Origin of the sequence: Thalassoglobus neptunius (genome assembly GCF_007859735.1) — a bacterium.
Lineage (GTDB): Bacteria > Planctomycetota > Planctomycetia > Planctomycetales > Planctomycetaceae > Thalassoglobus > Thalassoglobus neptunius.
Genome location: NZ_SIHI01000021.1, coordinates 1 through 13173, shown reverse-complemented (window position 1 = coordinate 13173; position 13173 = coordinate 1). Strand labels below are relative to the sequence as shown.

Sequence of the window (13173 nt, the reverse complement as noted above, 5' to 3'; positions counted from 1 at the left end):
TACGTTTACCCGCAAAATCTGGCACAATCGGCCCCTGTTGGAAGGGTCCGTGACTGCCTCCGTCTCAATTTTGGGGCAACCAATGACTTCGCGCAAAGCCTGTCTTATCGGACTACTCTGTTTCGCGCTGATGCCCAGACCCGCATCAGCGCAGACTGCCTACGTTTCGGACGAGTCCGTCACGGGGTATCACAGCGGCAGCCTCTATAGTGCTGTCATGCCAATGGCATTTCCTAGAAGTTTCCTCTTCGCCAGGGGGGACTTCGGGAATCGACCCGGTGTCAGCAATGACTATTTTGCTGCCGGTGGATTCATGCCCATGGAACTTTATGGTCCGGGCGAAGTGACCTTCCTGGAAGGGCAGGTCTGGATCACCGAACAAAACGAACAGTCCATCGTCGGTGGTACCGCCGGTATTGGTCATCGTTGGATGATCATGGACTATTCCCAAGCAATCGGTCTGAACGGCTTTCTCGCCTGGGACCAGAGTGCCAACGGGTATAGTTACGATGGGTTTTCGCTCGGTGGTGAGTGGATGACCGATTATGTCCAGGCAACGATCAATGGATACGTTCCCTGGAATGATCGCATTAACAACGTGGGTGATCCCGTTGTGATGACCCAACAGCCCGTGTTCACTGGTCCGAATCTTGCATTCCGAGCAATGCAGGGTGTGGAAGAGCAGTTGAAAGGGATGGATGCCGAAATCGGTACTGCGATCCCTCACGCGGAATGGTTGTCAGCTTATGTTGGGGTCTATCACTTTGACGCCGCTGAAGAAAACGACTTCACTGGAGCCAGTGGTCGTGTTCAGGCGGACTTCAACAACGCTGTCTTCAGCTTGACAGTTTCCGACGATGATCGATTCGGAACAACTGTCAACTTCAACGCAGAGTTGCGACTGAACGGTGGCCAGCTTTCATTCATGCCACGTTATCGCACGCTTGATACACAGATGCACGATCGAGTTCGACGCCGTACTCGAATCCCAACACTTGAATACGCAAGTGAGCGGGGACGTGTTCTGGCAATCAACCCAGCGGATGATCTGCCTTACGAATTCATCCACGTTGACAACACAGCTGGCAACGGCGGAGACGGAACATTCGAAAATCCGTTCAACGAGCTTGATCTCGCCAGCAACATGCCGAACGCCGACATCATCCTGGCGTATCGCGGAAACACGAGCCCAACGAATTTGCTGAATGCAAACGATGGTCTCTTCCTCGAGGACAATCAGATTGTTCTTGGACAAGGACATGAGTTCGTCCTGGAAACCGCGAACTTCCCAGGTGTCTTCGTCGAGCTGCCAGGTTTCAGCGGAAATGGAAACAATCCATTCATCGGTGGCAACACAGACGCCAACCTGATCAATCTTGCCAACAACAACATGATTCTCGGCCTGAACACTGTCACTGACGGTGGCAGCGCAATCGTTGGCTCAGACATCACAAATGTTGTCATCGACGAGATCAACCGAGACTTCGATATCCTGGGTGGCGACGTCACCGGAACTGGTAATGGAATCATGCTTTCCAATACCTCGGGAGTCGCTTCGATCACGAATGTTGGATTCGGAATCGACGATCCAGCCGGAGCGAATGGAACTCGCGGGATCTCCATCTCGAACACAGACACAGCTGACCTCGACGTGTTGATCGGAAACGATCTTGTCGAATTCCCTGATCTCGCGATCACGGGAGCTTCGCTGGGAATCGAACTCGCCAGCGACAACTCGACGATGGATGCTTTGATTATTGACGTCAACGCTGACGGAAACGGAACGGGTCTTCGAACATCTGTCACAAACGCAGGTGACATGAATGTCGCGATCGACGGAAGTTCCTTCAACGACACCACCAGCGGAAACGGCATTGAAGTTGTCGGCTCAATGGCTGGTTCGGTTGTTTTGACTGCAACTGACACGACCGCAGACAACTCAAGCAGTGCCGGTTTGGCTGTTCTCGCTGACGATGCTGCTGCCGACGTTCTTGTTGTTGGTGGAAGCTTCAACGACGCCGGAACTGACGCTGTTGCTGTCGAAGGTGACAACAACGCAAGCGTGACTGTCCTGCTGGCAGAAACCACAGGAACAGGTGCAACCGACAACGGTGTCCGGATTCAACTTGAAAACACAAGTACCGGACTTGTTGAACTGGAAGACACAGACTTCACCGGTGCAACTGGTGACGGAATCAACGTGCTTCTCGATTCCGGTTCAGACCTGGCTCTGATGGGAACTGACTCCGCCTTCGGTGACAACGATCCAATGGGAACCGGCGACGGTCTCGATGTTGTCGCGAACAACGGATCTTCGTTCCAGGGTGATTTTGACACGACTTCATTCGCGAATGCAGCCGGAAACGGTGTCGCAATCGCAGCTGATGGAAACGCAACTGTTGCGACACTCGACTTGAGCGACGTTCAAGTTGACGGAGCAGGAGCAAACGGAATTCAAGGTTCAGCCAGCCAGCAGGCTTCACTCGTCATCATGGGTGACGCTGTTTCAGGAGCCGGAGCTGGAGCTGACGGAATCAACCTGTCTGCAGATGACGCAATGGTCATCGCTGAATTGGTCAACACCGGATCATTCGCTGGTGCGAACGAAGATGGAATTGACCTCAGCAACTCGACTGGCGGAACACTTCAGTTGACTGTCGAAGGAGTCGGCGGAGCCCCTGCTGACTTCAGTGGTGCTGTGACTGGAAACGGACTTGTTTCCAACGCAACCGGAATGAGCACTCTGACAGAAATCGATCTGTCAGCGGGTGCAACATTCGACAACGCCGCTGTTGATGCCATCAACTTGAGCAGCAACTCAAGCGCAACGACAACACTCGTCGGATCGGCTGTTTCTGGTGCAGGTGCTGGTGACGACGGAATCGAAGTCACCAACGATGGTGGAACAACGAACGTTCTTCTGACTGAAACCGGATCATTCGCTGGTGCGGGTGCTGCCGGAAACGGAAATGGAGACGGAATCGAGTTCAATGGAACAAACGGAGCGGACATCAACCTCCAGATCTCCGGAGTTGCAGGAACAGCTGCTGACTTCTCAGGTGCAGAAGCCAACGGCGTGAACGGATCGCTTGACGGTTCCACCGGAATTCTGGTCCTGGCTGACACCAACTTCAATGGCCCAGTCAACGGCAGTGGCATGACTGTCACCGCAGCGAACGGGTCTGAGTTTGGAGCAAGCATCACAGATTCGACCTTCAACGATGCGACCAACGGCGACGGAATCCAGATCAATGTCGACGGTTCTGTTGCGATCGCAGATCTCACAAATGTTCAGGCCAACAACGCTGGTGGCGACGGATTGTCTCTGTCATCAGACGACACAATGGCCATCGGAACATCGGGAATCGAAGCGAACCTCGACACTGTTGAACTCGACAACGCTGGTGGAAGTGCTCTGGCCGCGAATGCAAACGCTGGATCGCTCATCGATATCAACGGTGTTGACGTTCAAGGTTCAGACGCAGGAGCCAACGCAATCGACCTGTCAGCAGATGCTGGTCAAATTGACCTGACACTGACAAGCACTGGCACGAACGACTTCCTGAACTCAGGACAGTCGGGCCTCGCATTCAACGGTGTGAACGGAAGCATCATCAACATGGATGTTTCGAACACCGACTTCAGCGATCCTGAAAACGGTCCAAACACTGGCTTCGGTGCTCACGGTGACCTGACTGATTCGTCAGCCATCCTGAACCTGACAGACGTCAACTTCGACTATGCTGGCCTCAGCGGAATCGAACTGGCAACCAACAACTCAACGATCTCGGGAATCTGGAACAATGTTTCAGCGACCGAAGCTGGCCTCGACGCATTGACAATCGATGCTTCTGCAGCTTCCGACATCAATCTTGAGATCAACAACTTCACCGGAACGCTCGCAGGACGTGATGGATTGAGCATCACCAGCGACGGAGCCGGAACAGAAGTTGATCTTCTCATCGACACAGCCGACTTCAGCGATGCTGTTCAGAATGGACTCGCGTTCGACCTGAACAACGACTCTGTCGTGACTGTTGACACCTTCGCACTGTCAGCAAACAACGCTGGTGTCGACGCTATCAACATTCTGGCTGACAACAACTCAGTTCTGACACTGGACATCACCGACGGTTCATTGTTGAACGCTGGTGACGACATGACTGATGTCACCTTCATGAACGGTGCAGTTGTGAACCTGACCATTGATCCAACTCCAGCAACAGGAGCTGCGGACAATGGACTCGAGTTCAACGGAGCTTCAGGCGGAACTCTGAACTTCACAATGATCGACTCTCCACTGTCGACAGAAGCAGATCCCGTTGGAACGAACGGAGTTCTTGGTCTCCTCGATGCAGCGACAGCGAACCTGAGCTTCATCAACAGCGACATCGACAACTCATCACCACCGGGAGCAACCGGCGATGCAGTGGTTGTCACAGGTACGAATGGATCGATCTTCAATCTCGACCTCGACAACAGCTCGATGGACAACTGGAACAACGGTCTTAACCTGACAATGACCGATTCCACCGCGAATGTTGATCTGATGACAGGCAACTCGATCGACAACGCACTCGGAAGTGCCATCCTCGTGGATGCTGACAACTCAACCGTTAACATCACCGGCACAGAAACATCGATCGATGCTTCAACTGGCAATGCCATCGACCTCACCGGAACGAACGGCTCCATCATCGGAGTGACTCTGGCCGACACAACGGCCCTGTCATCTTCGACCGGAGACGCCGTCAACTTCGGTGGTTCAGACAGCGAGTTCAACATCTCCATCGACGGAACAGCAGCTGCCCCACTTGTGATTGGTGCAGCAAGCGGATCCGGTGTTGTGGGCAACGTTGTTGACTCTTCCGTGACTCTTGCAATGTCTGACTTCACCGTCGACGGAGCAGCTGGAAACGGTATCGATCTGTCTCTCGGAGAGAATGGAAACGGTGGATCAACTCTTGAGATTGATCTCCTCGACTTCTCACTCAGTGGGAACGGAGAAAGCGGACTCGTCATTGATCTCGATGGCTCAACGCTTCTCGACTCCAACCTGGACAACGGTTTGATCCAGAACAACGGAGTTGCTGGAAACCCATCATTCGGAATCTCAGTGTCCGCCAACAACAACTCTTCCGTCGGAAATCGCGGAACGATTGGAAACGGCCTGGACATGATGAACCTGACGATCGGAAACACCGATCCGATGGCCAAAACACAGGATGTCGGGATTTACCTCTCTGCAGACAACGAGAGCTATCTCGAAACGACTGTTGTCAGCAGCTTGATCGAACTCAACGACGGAAACGGTGTTGAGATCATCACCAACGCTGACATGAACATCGGTGACGGATCGCTGATCGAGGCATCGTTCCTCGACAGCAACGTCCTGAACAACTGTGGTGACGGAGTGAACTTGCGTGCCTTCTTCGGCAACAACACTCCTGGCGACGATCCAATGAACGAAACTTCCGGAATCGTCTTCAACTTCGCTGGTGACGGCACAACAACCGGCCTCATCTCCGGAAACGGAAACGACAACGTTGGCGACGGAATCGGTGACGGAATCGACGCTGTCGCCCAGGGTGATGCAATGGGTGGTCCTGAAAACACCACGATCACGATCAACCTGAGCAACGCGATGGTCATTAACAACGAAGAAATGGACCTCCGCACAGAGATGCCAGACAACGGGGAAATCAATCTCGGAATCTTCGATGTCACCATCGGAGACGGTATCGAAATCTGTGCTGACGGAAGCGGAGACGCGACACTCAACCTGAACAACGTGATCATCACGGGTGTGACAGGCCAAGCAGCCATCGCCATGGTTGCTGAAGGTGGCGGAACAGCAACAGGTACGTTCACCAACGTCATGATTCGTGACAACGAAGCACAGGCCTTCGCTTTCCGCTCAACCGGAGCAGGAAGTGTTGTGGATGCTGTCTTCAACAACACAATCATGATGAACAACGCCTTCAACAGCGGAATCACCGACGCCAAAACCGGCCTCGATGTTGACGCTCAGATCCAAGGTTTGGTCGAAGGTGGCGGTACTGCGAACATCACCTTCAACGGTGTGACAGCAACACAGTCTTCAGCAGTCAACGGTCTTGAAATTGACGTAACGACCGGAAGCACGCTGAACCTGGACATCGATGACCTCAGCCTGACCAACAACACTGGAATGGCTGGCGAAGGGGAATTCGACGTGGACGTCGACGGAGCTGGCTCGATTGCCAACATCGACATCGACGGGCTGACAGCCAGCGACAGCGAAGGACGCGGTGTTGATATCGAAGCGACTGGTGGTGGAGCACTCAACCTTGTCCAACTCGCTGACATCACTGCCAACGACGCGACAGACGAAGGGTTGAACATCACTGGGGCACTGGCGGACGCTGACGGAATCGTCGCGATCACCGACTCCAGCTTCGACAACGCCGGCAATGGTGACGGGGTGAACATTGACCTCACAACCACTTCGGCAACGGACCTGTCTCTGACAAACGTGTCTGCCAACGGTGCAACCAACGGTGACGGAATTGACCTCACTGTGACGGGTTCATCCGCTGGGGGAACTCACTCGATGACACTCAACAATGTTCAGGCCGACGACGCTGGCGGCACTGGAGCATCGCTGACCATCAACGGATTGGCTGCAGCTGACTCCGCAGCGTTTGACATCAGCAACGGATCATCCTTCGACAACGCTGGAGCAGACGGGATTGAAATCTCGACTCCTGGTGCGGTTGCTGGATCGGCCAGCACAGTCAATGTCAGCGACACGACTGCTGTCAACGCGATCGGAAACGGCTTCATCATCAACCCATCGGACATCAGTATCACAGATGTGACGCTGACTGACGTAAACGTTGACAACGCCGGTGAGAACGGAATCGACATTCGCTTGAGCAATCAGGCTGCGGCAACGTCGATCACACTCACCAACGTGAACGCCAACAACGCCGGAACGGCTCCTGCCGGAATCGATCCTCTGATTCCTGGAGACGGTATCCTCATCGATCTGGACAACGTGGGTGGCGGAGCAGCGAACTCGCTCAGCTTCGACGGTGTTCAAGCTTCGAACGCGATCGGTGGAGACGGAATCGACCTGCGACTCGACAACGGAACTGTTGCTGAGTTCACCGCATTCGACAATGTCACCGCTCGGAACAACCAACAGACTGGGTTGCGATTCGATATCGACAACGCTTCACAGTTGATGACCTTCACTTCAACCGGACTCGACGTGTCCAACAACTCAGCATTGAGCACAATGGATGCTGGTATTCTGGTCGACGTGACTGGTGGATCAACTGCCGACTTCGACCTGATCGATCTGACGATCGACAACACTGTGGCCAACTTCGGTGCTGGTGTCCTCCTCAATGTCGACGGAGCATCAACACTCGGATTTGACATCACAGGATCGAGCCTGATCGATATGACTGGCCGCGAAGGTGTGGACGTCGCTGTCGCGAACGGATCGACCTTCACCGGAACCTTCGAAGGGCTTGATATCCTCAACGGAGGAACAGCTCCAATGGTTCAGGTCAACGGATTTGATCTGGATGTGACTGGTGCTGGATCGAGTGCAACCATCGTGATGAACGATGTCTCGGCGAACAACCACCAGACTGGCGACGGGATCAACCTCATCGCTTCAGGTGGAGCACTGCTTGATGCAACACTCAGCAACGGTGTGACCGCCAACGGCAACCGTGAGAGTGGCCTCGACGTCTTCGCAACCGGAAACGGCACCGAACTGATCCTCAGCTCGATGACTGCGATGGGCGGAATGGTGAACACCTTCAACGACAACGGCTTCCCAGACGACCTCAACAACGACGGTGGACACGGGGTTTCAGTTGTGCTTGAAGATCTCGTCGAAGCAACCCTCATGCTGGAAGCTTCCGCGAGCAACAACGCCGGTGACGGTATCCGTGTCATCACTGATGATTCGGGCGTCACGATCAACGACCTCGGAATCACCGCATCGAACGTCAACGTCAACGGAAACGATGGCAACGGGTTGACAATCGATCTCGACAGCGTCGTCGGAATCAACTCCTTCGACCTAAGCGGTATCACGGTCATGAACAACACCATGGACCAGATCAACGCGAGCTTCACCGACATGGTGCTCGACACTGTCAGCTTCAACCAGGTGACAGCAACTGGACCAGGTGCCGGAACTGGAATGGGTGACGGTATCGAACTGACACTCGACAACACTCAGGTCACAACACTGCTCGGATTGAACAACATCCGCGCCAACAACAACGGCGAAGACGGATTGCAGTTCAACCTGCTCAACGGATCGACGATCCCAACAGGATCAGCCATCGATCTGACCATGGGTGTCATGAGCGACTCTTCATTCAGCAACAACGGCGAGCACGGGATTAACATCACCGTCAACTCCTCAGTCGCTGAACTGGATATCCTCAACAGTCAGTCAGCATTCGGCCGCACCTCGACCATCGCTAACAACGGCGAAAACGGTGTGAACATCGAAATCGAGAACGGCGGAAGCCTGATCAGTGCGATCGATCAACAGATCATCGACATGAACGGTGGATCGGGGATCAACGTCATCGCTGGTGCCGGAGTGGGAGACTCCTTCTTCAGCACAGGTGACGGAATCACGAACAACCAGATCACCGACAATGGCAGCTTTGGTGTTCGAGTTACTCAGCTCTCCACAATCGTGGACAGCATTCCTGACCTGGATGTCTCCATCGGAAGTCGAACCATCGACGGACAGGGGAACATCATCGACGGAAACCAGGATGCTGGGATCGCAATCGACATGATTCAGAACACCATCGGACAGGTGGCGATTCGTGGCAACCAGATCACGAACACCTCCAACGGTGCAGATGCTGACTTCAGCGGAGAAGCCATCTTCATCCGAATGCTCGGTACACTCGATCCAAACCCAGCCCAGAACCTGCTCAACGCAGATGGAACGGGAATTGGAGACGGTCCCAACAACGTGACTCCAGGTCTTCTCATCGAGAACAACCTGATCGGTGTTGACGAGTTCGGAATGGTGGGAGCCAACGCGACAACAGGAATCAACTTTGATGTCCGCGAAAGCTCAACAATCGACGGTCTGCACATTCTGAACAACACCATCTCGAATGCCCAGAACGGTGGAGACGGAATTCGATTCAACAGAATCGACGATGTGGTCGTCAACGACTTCTTCATCGACGAGAACATCATCGAGAACAACGGCGATGACGGAATCGACATCACCGCAGAAAACGATGACAACTCGGCAATGGAAGTCATCATCGGACTCGACGGACAACGTGACGGACTGGGTGGAATCACCGGAACCGACACCGACGTTCGCTCGGACATCTCGAACTGGCTCGCCAGCCTCGACGGAAACTACATTAACAACAACGCCAATGACGGAATCGTCATGCAGGTCAACGCCGATGCTGGCCTGATCGTTGACATGGAAGAGAACCAGATTCTCAACAACGGAAACGACGGTGTTCAGTTGCTCGAAATCGTTCAGGATCAGTCAGACGGACGATTCATCGCCGGTCTCTGGGAACAGAACGTGATTGCGGACAACGCAAACTTCGGTTTCGTAACAGGAGCTCGCCTCTTTGGCCTGTCCATGAACGACGGAATCGTCGGAGCCATCATCGACCAGTTCGGAAACGTCATGACCGACGGGAACGGAAGCACTGGTATCGTGCTCAACGGAGCAGGAAATTCCTCCTACGATGACCTCGACATCGTCCGCAACGGACGCATGGTCACCGGTGACCGTTCACTCGGACATGGTGTTGACATCCAGGGTGTTGGCTTCAAAGACGTCGTTATGACCAACAGCCTCATCAGAGAGAACTTCCAGGACGGTGTGGAAATCCTTCAGACCGACCAGAACGGAACAATCTTCGACTTCGTGCTGGACTTTGAAGACAACCGAGTTGTCGCCAACATGGGACGCGGATTCGACATCCTCAAACGAGGAGACGGTGAGATGTTCATTACGATCACCGGAACCAACGATCCACGTAACAACCCACTGCCACTTGCTCAAGTTTCGTCGAACGATGAAGAGGGGATCTATGTGGTCAACACATCATCCAACACTCAGAATCAGACCGACTTCAGCAACGTCGCACTGGCACAAGACGGTCCTGTGACCGAGACTCCACAACTTGAACTCCTGATTGATCAGGTCCAGATCTCCAACAACGGTAACGTTGTTCTGGCAACACTGCCAAACAACCTGCCTGGTTCTGGTCTGGTTGTTCGAGTCGGAACCTCGGACGGCAACTACAGCCTCATCGGTGCCGGTTCAACTGCCCAGAACGGCGGATTCGCGACCGATGGATTCGGAAACGTCATCAACGGTGGTGTGGGACTCGAATTCACCAGCAGTACACTGCAGGGTAACTTCGGAGACGACGTCTTCTTCCACAGCTACACCTCGACTGGTAACCCAGCAAACGTTGGTGGAACCTGGAACGACATGACCTTCGATCCAACAAACGTTGGACGTGGCGATCCTCTCGCACGCTTCGACGTGGTCTGGGGTACCGGAGCAGAAGCAATCCTCTTCGACAGTATCGATGTCAACAACTCACTTCGAGCCGGAACCCCAGGTGGGGAAGCGGGAGCCTTCTACAATGGACCAGCTGATGGGACATTCATCTCAAGGACTCGCGACAACAACAACCCACCACTCGGCGGACCATTCACCAACGGAGGCCGACGTCGCAACGCAACTCGCCTTGCACTGCGAAACTACCCGGACTTCGCTCTCGGAGAAATGGTCAACTTCGTCGATACACTCGGACCAACCGGAACACCAAATCCGAATACAAGCGGAGCACCGTTCCTGTATCCTGGTATGGGTGACAGCACCTTGCGAGTCAGCGCTTCGTCAGGAAACCAGCTCGACCTGCCATTCGAGTTCATTCTCGATGGAAACGCAGGCAACGGATTCCAGGTGGACGATCGCTTAGACATCAACGGTGTCTCCTTCACTCCAGGAGTGATCTTCGGAGAACTCCCATTCGGATGGGGTAGCTTCTAAGCTTCTCTTTGAGAAATCTTGAGTGAGCCAGCCACGGGCTGGAGGCGATTTTCGTCTCCAGCCCGTTTTTTCGTTTTTCGAGCACCCAAATTCATTTCGCAGCGATCATACCCACACGATCCCAGCAGTGTTGCCGACTTCCTGAGAAAACCGGCCGGGCTGGATTGATGCGCCCCGGCCAACTGCTACAATCTCCGCGAAAGACTCGGAAACGAGTCGCGATCGCAGTCTGTCAAGACAGTGTGTCATCAGCAATATTCGATATCTGACCGGTCATTATGGTCGATCAGTCCATCGCCGACAAAAGCTGAAAGTCCTTTTCTGAGTACATCTTAGAAAAACACAACCGAACACAGACAAGCGAACGGACCGGGAGCGTAGCTCAGTTGGTAGAGCAACGGACTTTTAATCCGTAGGTCCAGGGTTCAAGTCCCTGCGCTCTCACTCGAACGGAAATCCAAGACTCTTTTCCGTCCCTGAAACACTGCGTTTTTTACGTTTCAGACATGAGCGGAGCATCGGACATTTTATCCGATGCTCCATCTGACGGTGAGATTTCTCTGTTGTCAGATCTCGCCAACTGCAGCTCGTCTGATACACTTGGGAGCATGCAGGTGGTACTCCAAGAAAACTTTCGGCAGTTAATCAAGAGCGAACTCGCTCGTCAGGGGATTTCTCAGGCTGAACTGGCAAGACGGATGGGAATTGCACCTCCGGTTGTCAACAAGTACCTGATGGGAAAAACGTGTCCCGGGCTTGACGTTGTTGAGAAATTTCTCGTCGCCCTCAATCTGCCCTTGGAGATTCATGCCGATGAGAAGGTCTCCGTGCATTGATCTGCTTTGCGATTGGGAGCATGCACGTGGTACTCCAGGAAACGTTTCGAAGAATCGTTAAGGTAGAGATCGCTCGGCAAGGCATTAGTCAGCGAGAGCTTGCACGCAAAATGGGCGTTGCTCAACCGATGGTGAATCGTTACCTGACAGGAAAAATCTGTCCAGTTCTTGATGTCGTTGAGAAATTCTTAGTCGCGCTCGACCTACCGTTGGAAATCCCTTCCGAAATGAATGTTCCTCAACAGACCTGAGTGAATTGACTGCTGTCAAAGCACCAGAAGGTGAAAAAGCCCTCCAGATCCTACGATCTGGAGGGCTTTTTTTGCGCTGCAAGATTCTGAAAATTTGACCCAACGTAGTTGACGAACATTAGCCAATTAGATAACCCTGTTCTTCGATCGAGAATTGAAGGAGGCCAATTAGAATGAGTTTCGCTTGGTGTGAGATGATTGTGGCAACCCCGCAAGCCCGAAGGATTGATACCCGGGACAAATCTCACACTGGCCCCGTGGCGATTCACTCGAAATCAACCTCCCTTTCTCAAATCTTAATCTATGGTAATTCTGGCCAGGCGGTTAGCTGGATAGCCCACCCCGGATCTGTGCGAGGGTGGTGCCAGAATGAACTGATTCTCAACCGAGGGGCACGGAATGTTTGCGCGTTCGCAACAACGGAGTGCCGACACCGAACGGAGTTCGATTCTCAAGTTTCCCACACTTTACAATGCAACCAACGATGGTCTCCAGTCACCGACAGAGAAGATCACTCTCAGGCAGTACTACAATCAAGAACTTCTGCCTACCTTTCGCGAAGAACAATCGCCTCGGTCCCTGACAGAAGATCGCTGCGCCCTCAATCACTGGGAGAGAATCACTGGCGATCCCGACATTCGTGCAGTGAATACCGAAACGCTCATAGGATTTCGAGACGGGCTGACAGCCGCTGGCAGATCTCCACACACCGTCAACAAGATTTGGCGAGAGCTAAAGTCTATCTTCGAGTGTGCGGTCGAAGATGGACTGATCGACAAGGCTCCAAAGATCTCTCGGCGAATGAAATCAACTCTCGTCAAAGCCCCGAAAAAGCGTCAGCGCGAGATGATTACCGCACTCGAAGCCGAACGTCTCTGGAAAGTGTAGACATCGGTCAGAAAACGTAGCGCTCGACGGAGAGGGTGTGACGGAATAAAAGCGTAGCGCCCAGATGATCACTTGTTGTCAGGTGTTCAGACTTTTGGTTTTCACCATTTGTTTGAACTGA

The 13173-nt window shown here is 53.4% G+C and carries 4 protein-coding genes and 1 tRNA gene; all 5 read left to right on the top strand.

Features of this window, described 5'->3' with window-relative positions; genetic code table 11:
* The first annotated feature begins 130 nt into the window (after window positions 1-130).
* The 5 genes from KOR42_RS19100 (at window position 131) to KOR42_RS19080 (ending at window position 13052) form a co-directional block, all read left to right on the top strand.
* Complete coding sequence (locus tag KOR42_RS19100; protein ID WP_231741010.1) at window positions 131-11077, top strand: hypothetical protein; 10947 nt, start codon at window positions 131-133, stop codon at window positions 11075-11077.
* A gap of 371 nt (window positions 11078-11448) precedes the next feature.
* A tRNA-Lys gene (locus KOR42_RS19095) sits at window positions 11449-11521 on the top strand.
* 170 nt (window positions 11522-11691) lie between these two features.
* Window positions 11692-11913, top strand: coding sequence for a helix-turn-helix domain-containing protein (locus KOR42_RS19090; protein WP_197441350.1), 222 nt, complete (start codon window positions 11692-11694; stop codon window positions 11911-11913).
* A gap of 26 nt (window positions 11914-11939) precedes the next feature.
* The gene (locus KOR42_RS19085; protein ID WP_197441349.1) at window positions 11940-12164 is read left to right on the top strand and encodes a helix-turn-helix domain-containing protein; all 225 of its coding nucleotides are present in this window, start codon (window positions 11940-11942) and stop codon (window positions 12162-12164) included.
* A 399-nt stretch (window positions 12165-12563) separates the two neighbouring features.
* Window positions 12564-13052, top strand: coding sequence for a phage integrase SAM-like domain-containing protein (locus KOR42_RS19080; RefSeq protein ID WP_146511440.1), 489 nt, complete (start codon window positions 12564-12566; stop codon window positions 13050-13052).
* Window positions 13053-13173 lie beyond the last annotated feature (121 nt).